Annotated in this window: 18 protein-coding genes and 1 tRNA gene; 13 read left to right on the top strand and 6 right to left on the bottom strand. The window is 59.6% G+C overall.

Annotated features, from left to right (window positions below; all coding sequences use genetic code 11):
• Positions 1–49 precede the first annotated feature (49 nt).
• The 7 genes from DYI20_RS01410 (at position 50) to DYI20_RS01380 (ending at position 11,170) form a co-directional block, all read left to right on the top strand.
• Complete coding sequence (locus tag DYI20_RS01410; protein ID WP_334228145.1) at positions 50–3,208, top strand: UPF0182 family membrane protein; 3,159 nt, start codon at positions 50–52, stop codon at positions 3,206–3,208.
• A gap of 82 nt (positions 3,209–3,290) precedes the next feature.
• Positions 3,291–3,364: transfer RNA gene (locus DYI20_RS01405), tRNA-Met, on the top strand.
• Between the two features lie 529 nt (positions 3,365–3,893).
• A complete protein-coding gene (locus DYI20_RS01400; RefSeq protein ID WP_110100237.1) occupies positions 3,894–6,800 on the top strand; it encodes a TIGR03773 family transporter-associated surface protein in 2,907 nt (968 codons plus the stop codon).
• A complete protein-coding gene (locus DYI20_RS01395) occupies positions 6,787–8,346 on the top strand; it encodes an anchored repeat ABC transporter, substrate-binding protein (protein ID WP_110109976.1) in 1,560 nt (519 codons plus the stop codon). Before DYI20_RS01400 ends, DYI20_RS01395 begins: the two co-directional genes overlap by 14 nt.
• A gap of 37 nt (positions 8,347–8,383) precedes the next feature.
• Complete coding sequence (locus DYI20_RS01390; RefSeq protein ID WP_110098583.1) at positions 8,384–9,436, top strand: choice-of-anchor M domain-containing protein; 1,053 nt, start codon at positions 8,384–8,386, stop codon at positions 9,434–9,436.
• Positions 9,433–10,233: an anchored repeat-type ABC transporter ATP-binding subunit gene (locus DYI20_RS01385; RefSeq protein ID WP_110100239.1), complete on the top strand. Its 801-nt coding sequence runs from the start codon at positions 9,433–9,435 to the stop codon at positions 10,231–10,233. Before DYI20_RS01390 ends, DYI20_RS01385 begins: the two co-directional genes overlap by 4 nt.
• A 28-nt stretch (positions 10,234–10,261) precedes the next feature.
• Complete coding sequence (locus DYI20_RS01380; RefSeq protein ID WP_110098585.1) at positions 10,262–11,170, top strand: anchored repeat-type ABC transporter permease subunit; 909 nt, start codon at positions 10,262–10,264, stop codon at positions 11,168–11,170.
• A 130-nt stretch (positions 11,171–11,300) separates the two neighbouring features.
• Here DYI20_RS01380 and DYI20_RS01375 read toward each other — a convergent pair whose 3' ends face one another.
• Both DYI20_RS01375 and DYI20_RS01370 read right to left on the bottom strand, forming a co-directional pair.
• Positions 11,301–12,110, bottom strand: a complete 810-nt coding sequence (locus tag DYI20_RS01375) for a PspA/IM30 family protein (RefSeq protein ID WP_110100240.1) — start codon at positions 12,108–12,110, stop codon at positions 11,301–11,303.
• 117 nt (positions 12,111–12,227) lie between these two features.
• Positions 12,228–13,718 (bottom strand): coiled-coil domain-containing protein, encoded by a 1,491-nt coding sequence (locus DYI20_RS01370; protein WP_146206725.1) that lies wholly within the window; start codon positions 13,716–13,718, stop codon positions 12,228–12,230.
• 241 nt (positions 13,719–13,959) lie between these two features.
• Between DYI20_RS01370 and DYI20_RS01365 the strand changes: the two genes are divergently transcribed.
• Together DYI20_RS01365 and DYI20_RS01360 are read left to right on the top strand one after the other, a co-directional pair.
• Positions 13,960–15,522 (top strand): S1C family serine protease, encoded by a 1,563-nt coding sequence (locus DYI20_RS01365; RefSeq protein ID WP_110100399.1) that lies wholly within the window; start codon positions 13,960–13,962, stop codon positions 15,520–15,522.
• Between the two features lie 61 nt (positions 15,523–15,583).
• Positions 15,584–16,351 (top strand): PIG-L deacetylase family protein, encoded by a 768-nt coding sequence (locus tag DYI20_RS01360; RefSeq protein WP_233242796.1) that lies wholly within the window; start codon positions 15,584–15,586, stop codon positions 16,349–16,351.
• A gap of 6 nt (positions 16,352–16,357) precedes the next feature.
• Here the strand turns inward: DYI20_RS01360 and DYI20_RS01355 are convergent, their stop codons facing one another.
• From DYI20_RS01355 to DYI20_RS01345, 3 genes are all read right to left on the bottom strand, one after another.
• Positions 16,358–17,740 (bottom strand): anti-sigma factor domain-containing protein, encoded by a 1,383-nt coding sequence (locus tag DYI20_RS01355; RefSeq protein WP_166769863.1) that lies wholly within the window; start codon positions 17,738–17,740, stop codon positions 16,358–16,360.
• A 76-nt stretch (positions 17,741–17,816) separates the two neighbouring features.
• Positions 17,817–18,353 (bottom strand): tRNA (cytidine(34)-2'-O)-methyltransferase, encoded by a 537-nt coding sequence (locus DYI20_RS01350; protein WP_110098590.1) that lies wholly within the window; start codon positions 18,351–18,353, stop codon positions 17,817–17,819.
• Positions 18,354–18,421: 68 nt separating this feature from the next.
• The gene (locus DYI20_RS01345) at positions 18,422–19,480 is read right to left on the bottom strand and encodes a J domain-containing protein (protein ID WP_158278415.1); all 1,059 of its coding nucleotides are present in this window, start codon (positions 19,478–19,480) and stop codon (positions 18,422–18,424) included.
• Positions 19,481–19,582: 102 nt separating this feature from the next.
• On the opposite strand from DYI20_RS01345, the gene DYI20_RS01340 reads away from it, so the two are divergent.
• The 4 genes from DYI20_RS01340 to DYI20_RS01325 all read left to right on the top strand — a co-directional run bounded on the left by DYI20_RS01340 (position 19,583) and on the right by DYI20_RS01325 (position 23,630).
• Complete coding sequence (locus DYI20_RS01340) at positions 19,583–20,845, top strand: cysteine desulfurase family protein (RefSeq protein WP_110100245.1); 1,263 nt, start codon at positions 19,583–19,585, stop codon at positions 20,843–20,845.
• A 115-nt stretch (positions 20,846–20,960) separates the two neighbouring features.
• Positions 20,961–22,103: a tRNA 2-thiouridine(34) synthase MnmA gene (gene mnmA, locus DYI20_RS01335; RefSeq protein WP_110100246.1), complete on the top strand. Its 1,143-nt coding sequence runs from the start codon at positions 20,961–20,963 to the stop codon at positions 22,101–22,103.
• Between the two features lie 44 nt (positions 22,104–22,147).
• A complete protein-coding gene (locus tag DYI20_RS01330; protein ID WP_110100247.1) occupies positions 22,148–22,522 on the top strand; it encodes a chorismate mutase in 375 nt (124 codons plus the stop codon).
• Positions 22,506–23,630, top strand: coding sequence for a hypothetical protein (locus DYI20_RS01325; protein ID WP_110109978.1), 1,125 nt, complete (start codon positions 22,506–22,508; stop codon positions 23,628–23,630). The genes DYI20_RS01330 and DYI20_RS01325 overlap by 17 nt, the downstream gene beginning before the upstream one ends.
• Before the next feature lie 5 nt (positions 23,631–23,635).
• Here DYI20_RS01325 and DYI20_RS01320 read toward each other — a convergent pair whose 3' ends face one another.
• On the bottom strand, positions 23,636–24,928 hold the full coding sequence (locus DYI20_RS01320) for a DUF58 domain-containing protein (protein ID WP_110100249.1): 1,293 nt from the start codon (positions 24,926–24,928) through the stop codon (positions 23,636–23,638).
• Positions 24,929–24,978: the final 50 nt, after the last annotated feature.

Below are 24,978 nucleotides of genomic sequence, written 5' to 3'. Positions count from 1 at the left end.
AACATTCGACACAAGTCGGGCGTCCAACGCCTGCAGATAAGGAACAAACGTGAGTTTCGGGCAAAGTTTTGGCGACCTGTTCTCAGGCCGTTCCTCGGGCTCGGGTTCATCCGGTGGCTCGTCGGGGAATAACAATTCCTCCTCGGGTTCTTCGGGTGGACCGGGTGGCTCGTCGAACCGACAGCAACAGAACAATTCACGTCGTCCCGGTGCGCTGATCATTACGATCATTATTCTCGCTGCCCTGGTGGCGCTGTTCGTACTGTTTGCGATGATCTACACCGAAGTGCTGTGGTTCAGCCAGCTCGATTTCACCTCGGTGTTTTGGATCGAACACCTGACGCGCGGTGTACTATTTGTCATCGCCGGGGGTGTGATGGCATTCGTCACCTGGCTGGCAATGTGGCTTGCCTGGCGGAAGCGCCCCGATGCGGACGCAACCTCGATGCGCGATGGCGTCTACCAGTTTCGAAAGCAGATTGAATCGGTCCGCCGGCTCGTGCTCATCGGTGTTCCGCTCTTGATTGGTTTCTTCGCCGGAGCGGCGGCGATGAACTCCTGGCAACAAGTCCTATTGTTCCTCAACCAAGAGCCGTATGGTGAAACTGATCCAGAGTTCGGCCTGGATCTGACCTTCTATATGGCCACTCTGCCGATGCTCGGCACGATTGTCAGCTTTGCGACGTCGGTGGTCTTGGTGGCTGGCATTGTCGGACTGGTGGTGCACTACCTCTTCGGTGCGATCACCATCCAAGAACGCGGTGGTATTCAGATCTCGCGCACCGCACGCTGGCACATCGTGATCTTCGCGTCGCTGTTTATGCTCTTGCAGGGTGTCAACTACTGGCTGGATCGGTACCGCACTTTGCAGAACCAAGAAGGCAACTGGGCCGGTGCGATGTACACCGATGTCAACGCGGTGATTCCGACCTCTACCATTTTGGCTGTGGCTGCCGTTTTGGTGATCGCGCTGTTCATTCTTACCGGGCTACGCGGTCGGTGGCGGTTCGGCATCATTGGTGCAGCCGCGTTCATTGTGGCGGCTCTGGTGGCCGGGGTGGCCTACCCCTACCTGATCCAGCAGTATCGGGTGCAACCGACCGAGCGGGCCTTGGAAAGCGAGTTCATTGAGCGCAACATCAACTACACCCGTGAGGCCTATGGGCTCTCCGATATGGAATACACCAACTATGCCGGTGAGACCGAAGCGAGCGCGGGAGCGCTGGCTGGCGAATCGGCCACCACGGCCAATATTCGTTTGATGGACCCAAACCTGCTGTCCCGGACCTTCGGACAGTTGCAACAGTTCCGTCCGTACTATTCGTTCCCCAATACGTTGCACGTGGACCGTTATGAGGTTGACGGCGAAGTGCGCGACACCATCATTGCACCCCGTGAGGTCAACGTGAACCCGGACTCCTCCTGGGTGAACCAGCACATTACCTATACCCACGGGTATGGCCTCACCGCCGCGGACAGTTCGGAGGTAGGAGGCGGTGGACGCCCGGCTTTCTTGCTCTCGGGTATTCCCACCGACGGTGAGCTGGCATCTGACCAGGATTACGAGCCACGCATTTACTTCGGGATGAACTCACCGCAGTACTCCATCGTGGGTAAGGAAGATGGCGATCCGGACCAGGAACTGGACCGTCCCCAGGATGCCGAATCGGAAGAAGACACTACCTACACCTTCTCCGGTGATGGTGGCCCCTCGGTGGGTAATATCTTCAATCGGTTATCGTATGCGATCCGCTTCGGTTCCACCGAAATCATGTTCTCGCAGAACGTGACCTCGAATTCCCAGATCCTCTACGACCGCCACCCAGTCGATCGTGTGGAGAAGGTTGCCCCGTACCTGGAGGTTGACTCCAACGCGTTCCCGGCCATTGTGAACGGGAGGGTCAAGTGGATTGTCGATGCCTACACCACCTCGGATGCCTTCCCGTACTCAGATTCTCAGGACTTCGACTCGGTGACCGTCGACTCGCTGAACACCAACCCGAATACCAACCCATCGGGACAGGTGAACTACATTCGCAACTCAGTCAAGGCCACCGTGGACGCCTATGACGGTTCGGTCGACCTCTATGCATGGGAGCCCGAGGACCCGTTGCTTCAGGCCTGGCAGAAGGTCTACGGCGGTCACATCAAGCCATACTCTGACATGAGTGCGGAATTGATGGATCACGTGCGTTACCCCTCGGATATGTTCAAGGTTCAGCGTGAGCTGTTGGGTCGCTACCATGTGACCGACCCGGATGACTTCTACGAAAACAACGACGCCTGGTCGGTGCCGGTCGACCCCACGATCTCGACTAACGCTGAGAATAACGATCAGCAGACGGGTGCTCAGGATGTTTCCATCCCGCCGTATTACATGTCGATGCAGCTGCCGGGCAAGGAAGAACCCGCCTTCCAACTGACCACACCGTTCATCCCGCAGGTCACCGAAGGTGCCGCACAGCGCAACGTGCTGTATGGCTTCTTGGCAGCCAACGGTGATGCCGGTACTGGCGAGGATGGCCAGAAGGCCGAGGACTACGGTCACCTCCAGTTGCTGGAGTTGCCGCGTCAAACCACGACACCGGGTCCCGGTCAAGCCCAGGCTAACTTCGACTCCAATGACACCGTGTCGCAGGAGCTGAACCTGCTCCGTCAGGGTGCTTCGGATGTGATCAACGGCAATATGATCACCCTGCCTGCTGCGGACGGTATCCTCTACGTCCAGCCGGTCTATGTGCAGTCCACCGGTGAAACCTCCTACCCGGTCTTGCGGAAGGTCCTGGTGGCCTTCGGTGACGAGGTTGGCTTCGCCGATACCTTGGCTGAAGCGCTCGACCAGATCTTCGGTGGAGATTCCGGCGCTGAAACCTCTGCGGAAGGTCAGGCCGGTGCCGGAGATACTCCGCCACCTGAAGCCGGTGATGAAGAAGGAACCGAACCTTCCGACCAGCCACAGCCACCTGAAGCAACCAGCCCGCAACAGCAGTTAGAAAAGGCCCTGCAAGACGCACGGGATGCGATGCAGGCTTCAGAAGAGGCTATGGCGGATGGTGACTGGGCTGCCTACGGCGAAGCACAGGACCAGCTCAACGACGCATTGAGCCGGGCTCTAGAGGCTGAAGGCGTGGATTCGGATTCCAACGCCGACGATGCTGAGGACTCGGATGAGAACACCGCAGAGGAGGACAACTCCGAGGCAGAGTAAGCATCACACCACCGTGTGGTGAACGGTACACCACGCTAATTTGAACTGCTCCACCCTCCGGCGTATAGTAGATACCTGTCGCCGCGGGGTGGAGCAGTTCGGTAGCTCGCCGGGCTCATAACCCGGAGGTCACAGGTTCAAATCCTGTCCCCGCAACGAGAAAACGGCACCTGACTAGGCACGATCCTAGGCAGGTGCCGTTTGTGTATCCACGCAAAGACGGCCATGCGGTGAGTGGCCGGCCGGTACGGTGAGCTCTTGCGAGCCTCCCGTCGCAATGGGCGATACTCTTCGTGTTGTTTTTTCGGTAAAAGGCGAACACCGCCTGTGTCTGTTGGTCTGGTGGTATTGGTCAGAATGGGGTGACGCTGGTCAACTGATCTCTACCAGGCAGTTTCTTGGCTACAGGGAGCCCAATCCTCAGGACAGGTAGTACGGTCCGATTCAAACGGGGATGAAATCCACGACATACCTGCGCACAACGTACCTGCATGTGGCGCCCTGTGAGCCCTTCCACTGTATTCAGCTCGTGCTCCAAGTGACGTGATTTGTGCGGCTGGGGACCACGCCTTGGGGTGTCAGGATGTCATGTATCAGTCATAATTAATGGTAATGATTCGTATTAGCTATACTGACGGAGTACTCATGATCACCGAGGCGTTTAACGCTAGAAAAGAATGAGACTATGCAAAATCACTCATTACAGGCTCGGCCTCAGGCCGGGCGCTCGCACCGAGCACTCACGACAACCGCCGTTGTGAGCGTGCTAGGTCTGTTGATGGCGCTGCTGGGACTCACCAGTCTCCCGGTTTCGGCAGCGACCGCTACCCCCTCACAGCCTGAGGAAACATCTCGTCCAGTCGTGCTCGATAAAGGGCACGTGGACGCGTTCTACCTCCACGCCAAAGATGGCAAACCCACACTCTCGTTGAAAGAAGACGTGACCGGTCATGGCGTGATGCATGACCCGGAGACAGTCCAGTTGGACGTTGTGGAACAGGCGAAGATGACTCTCCCCGCCGTTCCAGCTGTGCCGGAGGCCCTCCATGAAGCCGAGGTGTACTACCTGCCGTTGAACCAGAACCCCCAGATTGTATGGCCGGGCTGGGACAACCAAGGGCTGCGCGGAACGGGCTACGACCAGTCTGATATCGAAATTCTCGACGTGTCGGGACCGGGCGAGGTTTACCTGTGGACCCAAAAAGGCCTGGGCGAACTGGATTCGTTACTGACCGACGATGGGTATAAACTTCCCGGTACCATTCACCAGGACTATCACGCCCACGTGCATGCGAACTGGGCGTTCACCAAGGCTGGCTACTATGACTTGACGGTCCGCGGTGTGGCGATCAACTCCGAGACTGGAGAGCGGGCCCCCACCGAGGAAAAAACCTACCGTTTCCGCGTCGGGGACTTCCAGGAGTCTACCCCTGAACCAATCCCTGACCCGGAAAACACTCCCACGGTGGAACCGACGACCCAGGCGCCTACTCAGCCGGAAACACCGTCGCAACCTACAGACTCGCAGACTCCGGGTGATGACGGTACCCCCGGCCAGGACACCTCTCCATCGCAACAGCCGAGCGAGTCACAGCAGCCCTCACCGTCTGCATCGGACAAACCCAAGCCCTCACCGAGTCAGGGTAAGCCCGCTGACGACGAGATCTGCTGGGATGGACTCAAACTGGACCACGGCCACGTCGATATGTTCAATTTGGAAATGATCGACAAGAAGCCGACCTTGACGCTGAAAGAAGATGTCACTGGGTCGGGTGTGATCCATGACCCAGCAGATGTCGAACTCAACGTCAAGGACAAGGCTCAGACCACCTTGCCCAAGTCTGATGGCATCCCCGCTGAACTTGCCGGCAAATCCGGATACTATCTGCCTCTTCTTCAGGACGATTCGTTGATCTGGCCTGGCTGGGATAGCCAAGGACTCAATGGTACCGACTACAGCTCAGTGGACTTCAAGATTGAACAGGTCACCGGTCCTGGCGAGGTTTACTTGTGGAGCTCGGGGGGCCTGGGAGGAGTCCAGTCGCTTCTGACCGGGGATTCCTACAAGCTGCCGGGTACGATCCACCAGGATTACCTTGCGCACGTTCACGCCAATTGGTTCTTTACCAAGCCCGGGGCCTACTTCCTCCGCGTCTCAGCTGAGGCCCACAACGAAAAAACTGGTCAGTCCGAAAAGACCAATGCCGCTACCTATCTGGTGACCGTTGGCGCGGACCTTCCGGAGGGTTATAACAAGTGCCCGAAGCACCGTGACGACAAGGTGGGCACCACTCCTGACAACAAGCCGGCAGACCAGGGCAACGACAGCTCGAAGAAGCCCGGAAACGGTTCCGGCGGCGGCTCCGGAGAGGATTCCGGCCCAGCCGGAGGTAGCGACGGTGACCATGGTGGCTCCAACGGGGCTGGCTCTGACGATGCCGGCGACCAGGACTCTTCCGGAACCGGTGCTGACGGCGCTGGAACCGGTACTGGCGGTGAAGCTAGTGCCGGTAACGGTGGAGGATCGGGCGGTGCTGGGGCAGGTTCGGCCCAGCAACAGGCTCCTCAGTGCTTGCCGGTTGAAGAATGGAACCGCCAATACGGTCAGGGCCGCGAGGTCGTGCCTCCGGGCGATGCCAGTGGCAGTCAGGATGGCACTGCGAAGGACGGTGCTACCAGGGCCGAACAGGGTGAGCAGGCTACTGGTCTGAGCGCCGGCGAAGGACACTTCGATCTGGGCCCGGTTGTCGAAGATGGCAAGTTTGTTGCCAAGATGAAGGACGATCGGACGGCTCCGCCGGTATGGCGCAATGCTGAGGACCTCACGTTTGTTCTCGGTGATGCTGCGTTGCGTTCAGCTGATAGTCTTCCGGGCGATCTGGAATATGTGGCAGAGTCTGGCAAGGACGTCTACATGATTCAGCAGGTTCAAGAACCCGGCGTGCCGTGGGTGGGATGGAATACTCAGCACGAATCTGTGGTCAATGGTCCTGGCTCTCAGGGTGTGACCATGAGTTTGGAGAATGTGGAGGGCCCTGGTGAGCTGGCGGTGTTCCTTAACGGGAACTTCGGGCAGCTGGTTGGTGAGAAGGTGTTCGACACTGTTGGTGGCCCCAAGAGCTACCAGATTCCGGCCAACACCCACCAACATGGCAACTGGGTGTTCACCGAACCGGGTACCTATAAGGTCTCGCTGAAATTCGAGGCCAATGGCCAGTCTGCTACCGGCACCTACACCTTCCAGGTGGGAGCTGAGACCGCTCGCAGTGCGTCGGTAGCTACCCCGAAGGACGAGAATACCGACCAGGATCTCGCCCAGGGTGACCAACAGGACGCCGAGCAGAAGAGCGACGAGAGCTCCGCGCCGGCTACCTCTGTGGCTCCTAACGGTCAGGAATTGACCGCCGGTCAGGGGCTGACTCCGGAGGGAACTCCGTGCACCTTGGCGAAGACTGGTGCTGACGAACAGGTATTGAGCATGGTCGGGATCGGTGCGGGTGTTGTGGCACTCGGAACCGCCGCGTTGCTCTACGCGCGTCGACGCGCAACACTGAACGCTGTCGGTACCGTGGACGAGCATGCCCAGAGCTAAAGCCTGGGTTGCCACGGCGATCACCGCCGCACTCGCACTGACCGGGTGCGGCGGTGTATCGACCGGCAGTTTGTCCACGCCCGAAAAGCCTTCGGTTGTGACCACGACCGGTATCCTGGCTGATCTGACCCGCAATGTGGTCGGTGACCGGATGGATGTGGAACAAATCGTGCCTGAAGGCGCCGACCCGCATAGCTACGAGCCCACGCTACGAGACGTGCGTCAGATTGCCTACGCTGATGCGGCGTTTTCGAACTACATGTTGCTTGAGGACCAATCGGTGATCCGCACCTTGGACGCCACGATCCGAGAGGATGTCCCGAACGTGGCCCTGGCAGAATCGGCGATCAAATATTCCGCAGAGGTTATTCCGCTGGTGGAAAATGTCTCCTTGGACACCATCTGGCTGGGCATGCGCGCTCAAGGCGACGGCTTACAGAACCCCGAGCTGTCCGGGGTGACGCGCAGTTCCACTGTCGAACTAACGGCCACCGATTTCTCAGGACCAGGAGATCTCGTTGCCTATCTGACAGAGTCTTTCGGCAACCCGCGGTTTTACATCGACACCTCCGATGGAATTGACCACCAGGATCACGCCCAGCTTCCTCTCGATGCCCACACGCATATGTCGTGGGCGTTCAACGAGCCTGGCGTGTACCAGCTCACCGTCAACGCTACGGTGAACATCGACGACTCATCTGAGGCACAGCCCCTGGCGGAGGACAAGACCGTCACTTTTGCTGTCGGCGTCAATCCGCACGAGGTCGATGACAGCGCGCAGGTGTTGGACGAGGGACACGCTGATATATCCGCCAATGTCGACACCGGCGAGATTGAGGTGCTCTACGACCCCAGTGGGGGAGGCGAGCACGTACAACAAGCCTATGACCCCGAAGACGTGGTCATCAGTGTTCCCACTCAAGCGCTGGAAGAAATTCCACCGGACCCCTCCTTCCGATTCCTGGGGCGGACCGGAGAACAGATCTACCAGTTGCCCCAAGCCGTCCTGGGTGCTCACGTCCACGGTGAGATTGATCCGCACCTGTGGCATGACGTGTCCAACGCCATCGCCTACGTCAAGGTCATTCGCGATACCGTGGTCGAGATCGATCCGGACAACGCTGAGTACTATCGCGCTCACGCCGCAGAGTACATTGCCGAGCTCGAAGAGCTTGACGAACAGGTAGCAACCACGATCGAGGAGATCCCGGAAGCTCAACGTCATCTGGTGACCACACACGACGCGTTCGGATACCTCGGACATGCCTATGACGTAGACATCGCGGGATTTGTCACCCCTCAGCCCTCGACCGAGCCTTCTATTCAGCAACGTCGCCGGCTGGTGGAAACCATCCAGAACCTTCAAATTCCGGCGGTATTCCTCGAGCCCGGCCTCATTTCACGGTCCAACGTGCTGGTCCAAACAGCGCATGACTTGGATGTGGAGATCTGCACGATCTACGGTGACGCCTTCGACGAGGAAGTGAACACCTACGTGGACATGATGCGCTTCAACGCCGACTCACTGAAAGACTGCCTGGGCTAAACCGGGCTCCACCGCACGAGACGAAAGAACACGACCAGTGATAACCCTTCCGACCCCTGCTAGCCCGCACGACGGGAACCTCACTTTTTCTCATGCCCTCCACGCGGTCCGTGGCATCAGCCGATCCCTGGCGACAGTGGTGCTGGGATTGTGCACCCTGGTGTCTTTCGGTGCAGTACCGGCTGTCCCGGCGCATGGGGCCACCGAAGATGCGGCGTTGGAACAGCATGTGGACGCCGATGAAAATATTGGCGAGGACCAAACCGTCATCACCTCCGGCCACGTGGACGTCGGCCCCCGGGTGATTGATGGGCAGTGGCAGTTGATGGCCCGTGACGATACCGCCCAACCGGCCACCTGGCGGTACTTCGACGATATCGTCTATCACCTCCCAGACGACGCAAGGCAACCGGCGCCCGAGGACGAGAACTATAGCTTCGTCCCCGCAGAGCCCGGCCAAGATGTATACCTGATTCCTCAAACCGAGAACCACCAGGTGCCCTGGCTGGGCTGGAACACCCAAGATCCGGCGGCCGTGGCACAGATGGCCCGTGGCATGACCTTGCGACTGACCGGTGTGGAGGGTCCCGGGGATTTCGTCTTGTTCCTGCAGAACGGTAATTTCGATCCACCGCAGAAGCTATGGGACTCCACCACGATTGGCGAGGAAGAACAAGAGATCTGGGCCGATACCAATACCCACGTGCATGCCAACTGGGTCTTCACTGAGCCCGGCGTCTACCTGTTGCACGCTGAGATTGACGTCCCCTTAACCGACGGAGAGACCGTGACCACCGCAGGAACGTTGCGCTTCGCTGTCGGCAGTCAGACCAATCCCCAAGAGGCCTTTGATGCCCAGCCAGCGACCACATCTGACGGTGAGGGTCAGCAGGCAGCAGAACAGTCCGAAGCCGATGGGGAGACTGCCGCCGGCGCTCATGCCTCCGAGGAGGGTAAGGGTGATCAGACCACACTTATTGCCATCGTGGTTGGCGTGGTGGTGTTGGTGCTGATCGTAACCATCATCCTCACCGTCGTTCGCACCTCCCGGGCACGGCGCCAGGCTGAGCGACAGGACGCTGAGGCATGACCGAGGCAAAACAGAAGGCTGACGCAACGCGACTCACCGTCGAGAATCTTTGGGTGGATCTCGGTTCACGTTCGGTGTTGAACAACATCTCGATGCGTGTCGAGGGCGGGGAGCAGGTCGGTCTCATTGGCCCCAACGGGGCCGGTAAGACCACCCTGATGCGCTCGATCCTCGGCCTGGTTCCCACACGCCAAGGGCAGGTGAACTACACCGACTCACACGGCAACACGACACTGCGCAACCGGGTGGGGTATGTGCCACAACGTCATGAATTTTCCTGGGACTTCCCGCTGAGCATTCAGGACGTGGTGCTGTCCGGACGAGTCGGGACCATCGGGTGGTTCAAACGCCCCACAGTCAACGATTTTCGGGCGGTCAACCGGGCTATCGCCCGGGTTGATCTTAGCGATCTGGCCCACCGCCCCGTCGGAGCGCTCTCGGGCGGTCAACGACAGCGCGTGCTAGTGGCCAGAGCTCTCGCGCTGGAACCCGAGCTGTTGTTATTGGATGAGCCCTTCACCGGCCTGGACATCCCCACTCAGGAACTCCTCCTGGACTTGTTTAGCGAGCTCGCCCAAGAAGGCAGAGCGTTGTTGATGACCACCCACGACCTCGCGAGCGCATTGCATACGTTTGATCGTCTCTACCTGATTAACCGCACGGTGACCGCCTCGGGTACTCCGGCACAGCTCAGGGATGAGAACATTTGGCGCTGCACGTTCGGGTTCAGCGAGAATTCGCAATTGCTGCAAGCCCTCGGCCTCAACTCCGAGGCCTCTGCCCGTTCTGCCGTGTAGCACACCGTCTTGAAGGACCCTTCATCATATGGACTTTCTCAGCTTTCCGGAGTTTCTACAGGACCTCACCAACCCCTTGTTGTCATTTCTTCCCAAAGCCCTACTCGTCGCGGTTCTCTCCGCGCTGGTCTGTGGGATTGTCGGGAACTACGTGGTGTTACGTGGCATGGTCTTTATCGGGCACGCCGTGGCTCACTCGGTGTTCCCCGGACTGGCCATCGCCTTTATCCTGCAGGGATCACTGGTCTTGGGAGGCATGATCGCTGCGGTGATCACCGCGATCCTGGTGGCCGTGTTCTCACAGAACCGGCGGTTGAAAGAAGATTCGGTGATCGGTATTTTTTTCGTGGCCGCTTTCGCCCTGGGGATTGTGATCATCTCGTTCTCACCGGCGTACTCGGGCTCCCTGGAATCATTCCTCTTTGGCTCGATTACCGGCATCCCGACTTCTGATATCTACGTGGTCGCCGGAGCCGCCGTGCTGATTCTGGGTACCCTATTCCTCTTGCATAAAGAATTGGTCGCGGTATCCCTAGACCGGGAAATGGCTGCGGCAGCAGGCTTGCCTGTGCTGGTACTCGACGTGATTCTCTATGTGCTGGTCTCGGTTGCTGTGGTGGTCTCAGTCCAGGTGATCGGCAATATTCTCGTGGTCGCTCTGCTCGTGATCCCGGCCGCCAGCTCACGACTGGTGACCGACCGTCTCGTGGTGATGATGGTGCTTTCCCCGGTGATCGGGGCAGTCTGTGCCTTTCTGGGACTCTATCTGTCCTGGGCCGCCGATTTGCCTACCGGGGGAACGATCGTCTTGGTGGCCACCGCCGTCTTCCTCTTGCTGTGGCTCGTGGCTCCACACCATGGACTACTGGGCCGATTGCTGGCCTCTCGTAAGCCCACAGCACGCAGTGTCGAATCCAGCACTGCTGCCACGGTTTAAGAGCACGACCCAGGCGTGCTTCGGAGTCGGGCTCAGTTCCTGAGCTCGCCACGCCACGGCCCCGAGAACAGTACCAGCGCTGTTCTCGGGGCCGAAGCGTGAGAAAAGGATGAGATCAGATAAGAGAACCTTAGGCGTTCTTCGTCTCTGAGTCCGGGGTGTATTCCAACTGAGCGAAGAGTTCCTCTTCGGATTCCCCACCCTGCAACGCCTGAGAACCATTGGAGGACTGACCGGCCTTCAACGCTGCCAGCCGGGCTTCCACCTCGCTCTTCTCACCTAAATCCTCCAAGGCTTCAAACTGGGCGTCCAGACTGGAGGAATTCAGTTCCTCCATGCCTCGTACGCGGGCTTCTTCGCGCCGGATCTTCTCTTCGAAGCGATCCACCTCACTGGTGGCATCATAGGAGCTCAGCGAACCAATGGCTTCCTGGACCTTGGACTGGGCCTGCGCCGACTTCGCACGAGCCACCAGCTCATCACGCTTGGAGGTGATCTCGCTGAGCTTCTTATTCATCTGCTGCAAACCGGACTTGAGCCGATCAACGACTTCACGCTGAGACTCAATAGCCGGCTCCGAGCGTTTGGCCGCTTTCTCAGCGTGCATCTGACGTTCCAGAGCGATCTTGGCGAGGTCATCGAATTTATCCGCTGAGGAGCCATCGCTGTCTTGACGGAACTGATCAGCTCGTTGCGAGGCAGCCAGTGCCTTCTGTCCCCAGGATTTTGCCTGGTCAATCTCTTCCCGGTGGTCATCTTCCAGCATCCGCAGGTTGCCGATGGTCTGGGCCACGGCGGCTTCAGCTTCTTTAATGGAGGCGGTGTAGTCACGCACCATCTGGTCCAACATCTTTTGCGGGTCCTCTGCTCGGTCGAGTAACGCATTGATGTTAGCCTTCGCTAGGGTCGCGATACGACCGAAAATTGATTGCTGTGCCACAGGAAACCTCTCTAGGGTATCGGGGTCAGGGATACGATATTGATGATTGCTTTAACTCTACGAAGCCAGACGACAAAGGACCAGAACCAATCTCGTGGTTTAGCTGAGGGCCTCAGCCTAGCGACGACGTCGCGACGCTCGACGACTCCGTGAACCCGCCCGATGTTTCATGGGGAAGGGGATGCCACTGCTGATAGACCCGGTGGAGCTTCGGTCCCATCTCGTGCGCCCCATCCCGATCGGGTACGTAGGACCGAAGCCATCATCGGGCTCGTTGTGAGCGATCTCGGCGGCCTGATCAGCTAATTGAGAAGCGCGGCGGGCGTTGTTCAAGGCATCGATGGGATCTGTCTCGGCCCGTTGCTCGGCGGTTTGGAGTGCGGACTGGGCTTCATTGAATTTGGCACGAGCGCTATAGCCGATATATCGACCACGCCTGCCAATGTAGTCAGAGCTACCGCGCACTTTGGCTCGAGCTTGTTGCAACTCTTTACCCAGCGCGGTCCGGGCGCGGGCCAGTTTATCGTGGTAGTTCTGGATAAGCTCGAGTCGCTCAGCGAGCCGCTGGTGAGCCTGGGACAACCGGTCCAAGAGCTTCTCCGGATCGATCTTGTCCTGCTGGAGCCCAGCTTTCACTTCATCGATCGCCTGACGTAGGCCTGTCGTCGGGGGGCGCAAATTGCTGTAGTCGCCCTGCTCCATCAGCGCCTCAGCAGCCAAGATATCTTGTTCTGAGTCGACGAGTCCGGCGTTGAGATTCTCCACCGCTGTGGAAAGTTGGACCTCTTTGTGCAGGATCCCTTCGGCAAGCGAACGGAGATTCACGGCACGGTCCCAGCCCTGCCGAATAGCCAGTGTTGCTTGAGACCGATCCCCGGCGTTCAACAATTCGGCGGCCTGATCGATCGTGCCACGCAGTTCAGCGATCCCGCTGATGAGATGACGATGATTATTGGAGACCTCTTCTAAACTCGGCCCCTGATACTGCTCGGTCAGTCGCTCTAATACCAGGCGCCCTGGTTCAATCTTCAGGTCAATATCGTCGGCCTCGTAGCGGAGCTTGCGTAGCCCCTCTTCGGCAGAATCCTCTAGGCCCCGCAACTTGTCGAAGAACGCCTCTTGCTGTTCCAAGACCTCATCAACTCGGTTGGCGGTGGCCAGAACTTCTTCGAGTTGCTGACGGGCTTGGTGCTCTGGGATCTCCGTGAGCTGACGTTCCACCTGTTGACTGGTCCGAAACGCTTGCAAGAGTGATTCTTTGGCCTGTTGGACCTTCAGATGGAATTCCTCGACCGCCTCTTCACCATAGGAAGCCATCGCGAAACCGACCTCTTCTTCAGCGCGATGGATACTGTGATCGGCCTCGAGTAGCTCGAGATTGGCCTGCTGAAAAAGGTCGTCTAGTGGGATCCGAGCTTTACTCTCTGGGCGAGTGCGCTCACGCGACCGCTGGCCGGATCTACCCTGGCCGAAACGTTGATCCGACCACAATTTCGGGCGGCGAAGGATTCGCACCAAGCCTCCCACCACGACGATCAGAAATACCGCCACAACGATCAGGCTAAACATCGACACGGTGAAGGAAGCCAGGGGCATTACTGGAGTCACATTATTCACTCCTTCGGACCGGACAGGTTACCTGACGTCACCTGGCCTACTGTGACATCAGGGTGGACTGGTGACCCTTTAGAGTGTACGGGGTAGCGCTGCTAAAGTGCACGCTCCACAGTATCGAGACAGCATCCAGCTAACGTCCAGTTGCTACTCTCAGAACCTCCAGAAACGTAGGGGAGAATGATCTCCAGCTCACCTGAGTCAAGGCCCTGAAATGGAAGGACATCAACAACCCATGAGCGAGTCTGGCAATCTGAATAACTCTCAGAACCCGGAAAACAGTTCCTCCCAGCCTGGTGGCAACATGCCACCGTTTCCGTCGCAACGACCTGCGGGTGCCCCGGCCACGCCATCCGAGGCCGATGAATCCACCGGCCCGGTCTTTCCACCGGCTGGTGCTGAGCAGAACGCTCAGTCCCCGGGACAGCCACCGTATGCGACTGCACCCCTCGACGGGGCTTCGGCGCTTGGCCCATCCGACCAGACTGGCTCAGCTCAACACGGTCACGACGCGCCCGAGCAACAGCACAAAAAAAGTTTCGGTTTACCGGCAGTGCTGACCATTGCGTTACTGGCCGGCTTACTCGGCGGCGGGATCGGCGCAGGCGCACTGTACGGGTTTTCTGCGCTCAACGATGATTCCTCAGGCGTGTTTAGCGCTGAGGACCGCAGCGGGGATCGCTCCGGGAACACCGGCGGGGTCAACCGTGAGGAAAACACCACTCTGGTCACCGACGCGGCAGCGACGGCATCGCCTTCGGTGGTGACGATTTCGGCGGCGTCTTCCTCCGGGGCGGGGAGTGGCTCCGGGGTGATATTGGATGATCAAGGCCATATTCTGACCAATACCCACGTGGTCACCCTCGGGGGTGCCACCGGTGATGCCGAGCTCAGTGTGCAAACCGCAGACTCCCGTGTTTACACCGCAGAAGTCGTGGGCACCGACCCGCTCAGCGACCTGGCTGTCATCAAGATCGATGCTGAGGGACTCACGCCGATTGAGATGGGATCCTCCTCCGATCTCAACGTCGGAGATCAAACCATCGCGATCGGTGCTCCGCTGGGTCTTTCGGGGACCGTCACTGACGGTATCGTCTCCCAAATGGATCGCACCATCGCGGTCCAGTCTTCGGCGGCTCCGGAACCAGACAGTGGGCCGGGATCCGGAGGTGACGACGATGGGCTGTTCGAGTTCCATTTTCCTGGACAGCAAGAACAGTCGCAGTCCTCGGGCGTCATCCACATCAACGTGATTCAGTCCGATGCTGCCATTAACCCGGGTAACTCCGGTGGCGCGCTGGTGGATTCTCAAGGACGGTTGATCGGTATTAACGTCGCCATCGCCTCGGCCGGTGGCTCATCCGGTGGTGAACAAGGCAATATCGGTTTGGGCTTTGCTATTCCGGTCGATTACGCCCAGCGTGTGGCCGGTGAACTGATCGAAAACGGTGAAGCCACTCACGGTGCCCTCGGTGTGTCGGTCACCCCTGAGGCTGCACGCACCGACGGGTCAGAATCCGCCGGTCCGTTGGCCCCCGGATCTGGCGGTGGGGGAGCCTTCGCCGCTGGCGCTCGCGTGGTGGATGTCGCCGACGGATCGCCGGCCGATGAAGCCGGTATTCAAGAAGGTGATGTCATTACCTCCGCCGACGGTAAACCCACCGCGGATTCTCAGGCGCTGACTGCCACGGTTCGTGAGCACGCCGCCGGGTCGGAAATTACCTTGGGTGTTACCCGTGACGGCGAACAGCAAGAAGTTCAGGTGACCCTCGGTGATGAATCCCAGCTGGGCAACTAAGCTAGTCTGAGATCTGCGCTGAGACGGCGCACCGGAACACACGAGTAGAAGACAGGCCACTGTGAGCGCAGATTTGTTGACACTTGATCCCGCCACGTTCGTGCAACAGCACACGATTAGATCGGTGTTGGCCATTGGAGCTCATCCCGACGACCTGGATTTCGGGGCAGCCGGAACCCTAGCGGGTTTGGTAGCCTGCGGGGTCCAGGTTCGTTATGGGATTGTCACCGACGGCGACGCCGGGGGCTTCCACGACCAGGAACGCAGTGCCCTGGCAACTCAACGCCAACACGAACAACGAGTGGCTGCCGAGACGATCGGGGTCAGCACGGTGGACTATTTAGGGTATCGGGACGGGGCAGTGGTCCCGGGCCCGGACCTGGAAGAAGATCTGGTGCATCTGATGCGTGAGATGAGACCGGATCTGGTGCTGGCCCCGCACCCGGAGCGCGACTGGTCGTCCCTGCAGAAGTCTCATCCGGATCATCTGGCCACCGGAGAAGCGGTCACTCGTGCCATCTATCCGGCGGTCGAAAACCCCTTCGCATTTCCGCGTTTGGCTCAGCACGGGTGGGACGCGGTCAAGATCCGTTATCTCATGCTCTACGGTGCACCCGCTACACGACATACCGTGCGCATGGATGTCACCGATTTTGTGGGGCAAAAATTGGCGGCCTTGGACTGCCACGCATCACAGCATCCGGATCCGGAGTGGATGCATCAGCGGGTCGCCGAGCAACTCGAGGCAAATCACCCAAATCCGTCGCGAGCCGCTGAACTCTTTCACCTGGTGACCGTCAACGGGGAGCTGACCTTCGCTGGCTTTTAGCGACTACTAATGCAAATCGATCTGGACCAGTGGCTCGGTGGTGGGGTAGTCTGAGCCGTTCTCAGGCTCAATGGTGACCCAGAGCTGCTCGTAGCCGTTGACCCCACGGAATTGGACATGGCGGTCTTCCATTTGGGTGGCATCGTACTGGCCGAGCGAAGAGGGAGAGTCGCCGGCAGATGCAAAGAGCCAGACCTGATAGGTTTGGTCAGCTCCCAGATCTGGCACCGAGGAGAAGGACAGGTATGCCACGTCTTCATCCCGGGAGAGGTGGGCTTGCACGGTACCGCCGGCGTTGAGATCTTGAGGCGAGGTCAGCTGGGTATCGTGGGCGTCATCGACGGTGGAAACGATATCGTCGCTGGAGGCCAGAAGCGTCGAGATGGCAATGACGGCAGCCAGCAAGAGGGCAATGACCACCGCCCAGATGATTCTACGCTTAGTACCGCTGGCCGGCTCAGGTTCGGGTTCGTGCGTATCAAACTGCTCGACGAAGCCGACCCCAAGATTCTGCTCTGGCAAGGATTCCAGTAGCTGATCGAGCATCCAAGACTCCGGTTCGGTAGTCAGTCGGCGGAACCCCCACGCTAGGCTGCGTTGCAAAAGGCTGATGCGTAGTTGCCACTGTTCTTTTTTTTCCCGGCCCAGCCGGTGAACGTGGCTATCAATGGCGATGCGCTCGTCTTCATCGATTGAGTTGGTGGCCACCAGAGCAGCCAATTCGTCGACCAGGCCAGACTCCAAATCGGTGGTAATCGATTGTGAAAAGGTGGGACTCTGGCCGGTGCGTGCGGTGACCTCCGGGGTAACCGGTTTTGCCAGAATCGGATCTTGAGTGGTGTCAGAGACCCCGGTGACCGCTGCAATATAGCGTTGTGACAACCGCGAACAGGTATCACGTAACCGTGATTTTAGGGTGGGAACTCCCACTCCTAGCTCCCGAGCTGCTTCCGGGTAGGAGCGGGCTCCTAGCCAGATGATGGTCAACGCGCGCAACTGGGCCTCAGACAGTCCGTGCAACTCCGGCAGTTCGGCGGCCAGGGGGAGCAACCCGGCTTCGTCGTTGATCTCGGTGAAATGCCCGGCATGAATGAGCTCAGCGAAGGTGCGCTGGGCGAGTGAAATAATCCAGGTGGCAGCAGTACGGTTCCGGGCGGTTTCATCGCTAGCGTCCAGAGTGAAATCGAGATTAAAGTGGGGCGCTTGCTCCCATAAGGTGGTGAACACCGAGACGGTAGCTTCGCCGGCCTGTTCTTGGGTGGTCAGCAGAGCGCGAGCAAAACCATAAACCGAGGGTGCGGAGGTATCAAAAAGTGCTGCGAAGGCCGCACGGTCGCCTTCACCGGAAAGCTGGAGGAGTCGGGCAATACCCGGTGTTTCAGTCTGCATCGTCATTCCAGCATAGAAAGATTTCGCCACCTGCGTCGCTAGGCCACGCCCTGAAACCTTAATTCATTCGTGATGTTTAGGCTCCACCGGCGAAGCCGAACTGGCGCCAGGCCTCATAGGTGACAATGGAGGCCGAATTGGCCAAATTCAGGGAGCGTCGTCCCGACTGCATCGGGATCCGGACCCGATCGGTGATGCCAGGATGTTGCAGTGTTGTTTCGGTCAGCCCGGTGGATTCTTTGCCAAAGAGTAAGACATCCCCGCGACGGTATTGAATCTCGGTGTACAGACAGGTGGCGTGGGAGGTGAAGGCAAAGACCCGCTCGGGGGCCAGTGCGTGGAAGGCGGTGTCCACATCCGGATGGATCGTGACGACCGCCAAGTCGTGGTAATCCAGGCCTGCCCGGCGGAGATGGGCATCGGCGAAGTTGAATCCCAGTGGTTCGATCAGGTGCAACTCGGCACCGGTAATGGCCGCTAACCGGATGGCATTACCGGTATTACCGGGAATTTCGGGGGCTTCGAATACGATCCGGAATCCCGGGTTGGCGGTGTCGGGATGCAGACTGGCCTGGGTGTGCGGGTTGGTGTCGTGCCGGTCGGGAGCGGACATGGCGGGTGTTTCTTCTTCCTATGGAGTCATGACTACTGTGTCATCTCTACGGAGTCTGGTGTCGCTGTCTAGCGCGCGGGATGGGAGCGGTCTTTCGGGAACGGCGACATGGCCACCAGCGATCCCAACAGGTTCCGATCGAGCACATGGTGTTGGTGGTCGACGCCGAGGAACATTTTCAGATGTCGGATGGTGTTATTCAGGTTTGCCGGCACATCTTCGAGCCCGCAGGAAGTCTGGTGCGGCCCGGTACTGGTGACGTCCGGGGCAAACGGGTGCTGATCCGATGGGATGAGTGCGACAAAATGGCCCACGGTCAATTCCGGGAACAAGGTGGCTAGCTCAGCCAGGGCAGAAGGGGACCGGGTGGCATCAGCTGGCAGAGAGACCGGTCGATTCTCGGCGAATAATCGTCCCCCGTCCCACTGGTAGACTCCCGGCGATGCTTTCATCAGCCACACACAGGCCAGCCGATAACCGCACAACACTACCATGGGGATCTGCGTCGACGGGGGAAGGTTTGTTCCGAGCAAGGACCTAGCATTATCGCGACGGTGGTTTTTCAAATGACGGGTGAGTTCCTTGGTTTTCAGGCCCAGCACGATGCGGGCCGCCGGTAGTGCTTGACGTAGCGAGGGGGCCACGGTGCTGGCGACCTGCACGTAGGCACCGCTGCGACCAGAGGAAAATAAACCGGTAGGAACACGGCCGATCACCGAGGATTCGACCAGGGTGGCATCGACGATCACGCTGGTCTTTCCCAGCTGAACCGTCACCGGCCCCTGAGCCAAAGACGGTACGACGGTGACCGGTTTCGGGGTCTGGCGGGAGGACTGTTGCCTCGTGGTGGACGATGTCGCCGAGGTGCCTGTGGCCCGTGAGGAACCCGCTGACCGTGGCGAGCGCGTCCGGGCATCGCGGTGAAACTCTGCCCGGGCTTCGGCGGTTCCGATCAGTTCCCAGGCACGGGTGACGAGGTCGAACTGTGCCGGATCACCGCCCAGATCCGGGTGGGCCTGACGTTGCGCCTTGCGGTACCCGGCCTTAATTTCGTCCTGACTTGCGTCAGCACACACCCCGAGTACCTCATAAGGGTTGGGGGAATTCGGGAAATCAGAGGTTGACACGGTGAGAATCATACCGAAACCCGGTGCGCTATCCCGCTAGGTTGCTCTGTTGCACACCACGGCAATCGAGGGTGATGGTCCAGGAGTTTTAGACTGGAGACTGTGAATACTTCCGCAGATCGTGTCTACCTTGACCATGCCGCCACCTCGCCCACCCGGCCCGAGGCGATCGAGGCGTTTGTGGATCAATCCCAACGGATCGGCAATGCCTCGTCACTGCATACCGCTGGGCGTGGCACCAAGCTTCGGGTTGAAGACGCCCGAGACCGCCTGGCCGCCGTGTTGGGAGCTCACCCCACCGAGGTCATCTACACTTCCGGGGGCACCGAATCGGACAACCTGGGCCTGCAGGGCCTTTATCATGCTCGCCACCGCCGAGATCCCCGACGCCATCAGATTCTGTTTACCGGGATTGAGCACGCCGCCGTGATCGACACACTCGAAGCCCTGGAGGCCCACCACGGCGCCGAGCTGATTCAAGTCCCCGTCGATGCCACCGGCCGGGTAGAGGTCGAGGCATGGAAGGACGCCATTGATCAGCATGCCGATCAGCTGGCGCTGGCAACCATGATGTATGCCAATAACGAGATCGGTACCGTCCAACCGATTGCCGAATTGGCCGAGGCCACCGCAGCCGCGGAGCTACCCTTCCATGTGGATGCGGTGCAGGCGTTTGGTGCCCTGGAGTTACATTTCGACCACCCGGGGGTGACCACCATGGCTATTTCCGGACACAAAATTGGGGCGCCCATCGGTATCGGCGCGCTTCTGGTGCGTCGCGACGCCCAGGTAGCGCCAGTACTTTTTGGCGGGGGCCAAGAGCGCGATATCCGCTCCGGAACCATGGCCTCGGCACTGATCGTTTCCTTCACCGCAGCCGCCGAAGTTGCCACCGCCAACCAACAGGTCGAGCGCGAACGACTCAGCGGACTTCGGGATCGGTTGATCGCCGGAATCCAGCAGGCCATTCCAGAGGCACAGTTGCAAGGTGACCAGGACCGGGACCCGGAGACCGGGCAGCACGTGCCGGTGGGGACTCGTCGTCTGCCCGGCAACGTGCATTTTTGTTTCCCCGGTTGTGAGGGAGACTCGTTGCTGTTTGGACTGGATATGGCCGGCATTGAGTCCTCGACTGGTTCGGCCTGTACCGCTGGTGTGTCCCGTCCCTCTCATGTTGTGTCCGCCACAGGAGCCGATGAGCAGATGGCACGCTCAACCCAGCGGTTTTCGCTCGGCTACACCACCACCGAGGCTGATATTCAGGCCGTGCTCTCCGTCCTACCGGGCGTCTACGCCTCCGCTCAGCGGGCCGGAATGGCCGGGCAGGATTCTCATATTGTGACCGCCAACTCCCATCGGGGCTGACCGGGAATAGGTAGGGTGCTGGTGGTGTTACATCGAGCTGTTATGGTAGAGGCCCGGTGCCACACCATACGCAAGATCCGCACCATTCCACCACGGGAGAGAAAGGGCAAGAATCGTGAAAGTGCTTGCAGCCATGAGTGGCGGTGTCGACTCCTCAGTCGCTGCTGCCCGGGCGGTCGATGCCGGTCACGAGGTGGTCGGCGTACACCTGGCACTGTCAAGAATGCCAGGCACCCTCAGAACGGGGTCTCGCGGTTGTTGCACGATTGAAGACTCCCGTGACGCCTGGCGTGCCTGTGAGAAGCTGGGTATTCCGTACTACACGTGGGATTTTTCCGAGCGGTTCAAAGAGGATGTGGTCGATGATTTCATCGCCGAATATGCCGCCGGACGAACCCCAAACCCGTGCATGCGGTGCAATGAACGCATCAAATTCGCTGCCCTGTTAGAAAAGGCCCTCGCCCTGGGATTTGATGCGGTGTGTACCGGACACTACGCCAAGGTGATCGAAAACGACCAAGGCCACCTGGAGCTACACCGTGCCGCTGACGATGCCAAGGACCAGTCATATGTGCTCGGTGTGCTCACCGCAGAACAGCTCGAACACTGTCTGTTCCCCCTGGGGGATACCCCCTCGAAGTCGTTGGTGCGCGCTGAAGCCGCCGACCGCGGACTGTCGGTGGCGCAGAAACCAGACTCCTATGACATCTGCTTCATTCCCGAAGGTGATACCCGCGAGTGGCTCGAAGAGCACATTGAGATGCGTCCGGGGCAGATTGTCGACACCGCTGGGACCGCGCTAGGCCAGCATCGCGGTGCGCAGGCCTTTACGGTTGGACAGCGCAAAGGCCTGGGAATTGGCACGCCGGCCCCGGACGGCAAGCCACGGTTCGTCCTTGAAGTCCGGCCGAAAGAAAATGAGGTTGTGGTTGGTCCCCGCGCGATGCTCAACATCGACCGGATTACCGGAATCCGGCCATCCTGGGCGGGACAACCGCTCGACGAAGAGGCCACCGGTGAGTGGTTCGACTGCCAGGTGCAGGTCCGTGCTCACGCTGACCCGGTGCCTGGACGCGTCCGCGTCGCCAGCGATGAGGTCGATGGCGCTGAAGCCACGGTATGGCAGATGAAACTGGATGAGACCATCTCCGGGGTAGCCCCAGGTCAGACGGCGGTGGTGTATCAAGGCACCCGCGTGGTGGGACAAACCACCATCCACCGTGCGGTCAATGCAGAGCGTATGGGTGCTTGGGTATAACCTGTCGGCGACAGATCCGCGATACGTTGACTACAGTGAGTGATATGAGCACATCCGAGCATGCCTCACCTCACGAGCTGGCCGAACCCGCAGTTCTCGAGCAACTCCTGGCCATTCGTGGCAGTATCGATAACTTCGATGCTGCTCTGGTTTATTTACTGGCCGAGCGGTTCAAATGCACCCAGCGGGTCGGCAAACTCAAAGCTGAGAATAATCTGCCACCCTCTGATCCGGAGCGGGAAAAAGCCCAGATTGCCCGGTTGCGTCGGCTGGCTGAGGACGCGGATCTGGACCCGGCATTTGCCGAGAAGTTTTTGAACTTCATCGTCTCCGAAGTGATCCGGCACCATCAGGCCATCGCCGATGACCAAAAGAGCGACACTGCCCAGGGCGCGGAGGACCATGAGACGACCAGGTGAGGCGACCGTGTCCAGTGAGGCACAGAAACCCGATCTCCCTGCTCTGCGCGTTAGTCTCAGCACCCCGGACCCTGGCCCCGGGGGTCCAACCGCGTGGGGTGAGACTCTGGGCATCCTGCTTGATGAGTTGCCCGGTCCCCACCTGCCTCAGTTGCCGTACTGGCAACCACTGTCCGAACTTGCTGTCGGATTACCCGGGTTTCTGGTGGCCAATCGTCGCAGCTACGGCTGGCAAGTACAAGCCACCGAAGCGACCCCGGGCAAAGAACAACGCCGATATGCTACAGCCCTGCGTGAGCAGTTCCAGCGGGTGGCCGATTACCAGCAAGAGCGTCCCCTGCCAGAGTTGATGCTCGAGGTTCCCGGCCCGGTGACCCTGTTCTCCGTGCTGATGGGCCCCGGCGGTCAGAAGATCATCCGAGATCACGGCGCTCGTCGCGATGTTGCCCACGTGTTGGCAGAGGCACTGGCCGAGCTCGTCCAGATCAGTGCCCGTATTCTGCCGGAGACTACCTTGCGTTTGGTGGTTCGAGACACCGATGTTGTTGCCGGACTACGAGGAGCGATCGCCACGGCCTCGGGGTATTTGACCGAACGGAGCCTCGATATCGCCGAGCTCGAGACGTACTGGGCACTACTTGCCGACCAGCTTTGTCCCACCGGGTCCGAGCTGGTTTTCCAGGTCGATCTAGACACCCACCACCTCGGGAAAGACGACAGGCTACTCACCTCATTGCACACCCTGGCCACCAACGACCAAGACAGTCCACCACTTGGCGTCAGCATCAGCTTTCCGGCCCTGGAAACCGATCCGGTGGGACGTTGGGCCAGCTGGCGGTGGGAATGGATTGAACGGTTCCGCCACTCCCAAATCCCCTTACACCTGGAATGCGACCTCGAGCGACTCGACGGCATTGACCCGCCCCGGGCTGGAGTAGAGCTGGTGGAAACCACTGAACGCGTCGGGTTGGACCCCTGGGACCTGGCCTCGAGCGTACTGGTAGCCCGAGCGACCAGGCCGATGACGGGAGTAGGACTGGGACGTTGCATCGAAGCATTACGCGGTGTGGCCGATGAGTTCTCCCAGCGGGTGCCCGGCCCATCATGACGCGACTACAACCGTCCCGCAGCTTTGAGATGCAGATAGGTATCGGCTAACCGGGGCGGGAGATCCTGCGGATCGGCTTCGACCACTTCGGCGCCAAACCGTCGTAGCTGGGCAATCAGACCGGCTCGACGATGTTCGTCTTGTTCTGCCGAGGCGGCCTGAAAGACCGTCTCGAGGTCTTCGCGTTCGGCCGCCATGGCCTCGAGCTCCGGATCGGTGACCGAGGCCAGCACCACCTGATGTTTGCGCGCAATCGTCGGTAACACCGGGAGCAAACCTTGCTGAATGGCTGCGGTGTCCAGGGCCGTAATGAGTACCACCAGTGCTCGTTGTTTCACGGTCTGAGAGATGAGCGAGGACACCTGGGTGAAATCGGCAGCCACCAGCCGCGGGAATACATCGGTCAGCGCCGTGACAATCTGGTGCAAGAGTTTCCCACGACGGGTGGAAGAGGCCCGGGCCTGAACTTTCTGGTCCAGGGCGATAACTTCGACACGGTCACCGCCAGCATCAGCCAGTGCCGCTAATAGTAGCGCGGCCTCAATGCCGGTATCCAGTCGGGTGCCGTCTTCGCTCCGCACGGCCGAGGTGCGGGAGGTATCGATGAGGATCAACACCCGACGGTCCCGTTCCGGTCGCCAGGTGCGTACCACCAGTTCTTGGGCGCGGGCCGTAGCCCGCCAATCAATATCGCGGACGTCATCGCCACGGACATATTCGCGCAAAGAATCAAATTCGTGGCCGGCCCCGCGGGTCAAGACCGCCGACCTCCCGGCCATTTCCCGCAGCGAGACTAGCTTCGAGGGCAGGTGACGCCGGGAGTTGAACGGTGGAATCACCGTGATCGCACCCTCGGCGCGATGCGTGTATTGTTTGCCCGCCAGCCCCAACCAGCCCCAGCTACGGACCGTGACGATTCGGGAGCGCAGTGTGCCGCGCCTAGTGGGGGTCAGGTGCATGGAAAGCCGGCGGGGCTCCTGGCCCGGAATCGTGACCGGTTGTTCCGGGCTGTCGGCCTGAGCGGTGGGTTGCCACCCATCCCGGACCGAACCGCGCAATGTTCGGGAGCTCTGATTGGTCACCACCAGCTGAACGGTAGTCGTTTCACCCAGCCGAATACTGCCTTGCGCGGAACGGGAGAAGGACACCCGGCGAGGCGAAACGGCGGTCAGTGCGTCCGCACACAGCACCACGATCAGCCCGAGCACACACAACCCCAGCGTTGACCAGCGCGGAAACAGCAGGATGGGAAACAGGCCGATAATAGCCAGAATCATCGCGCGCCAGGAGATGACCATAACTCGTAGCTACCTGCCTTTGGTGTGTCGAGGATGGTGGGAGAGGACGG

Source organism: Auritidibacter ignavus, assembly GCF_003703835.1.
In the GTDB taxonomy this organism is placed as follows: domain Bacteria; phylum Actinomycetota; class Actinomycetes; order Actinomycetales; family Micrococcaceae; genus Auritidibacter; species Auritidibacter ignavus.
The sequence above is the reverse complement of the archived record's forward strand: the minus strand, read 5'-3'. Positions and strand labels throughout refer to the sequence as shown.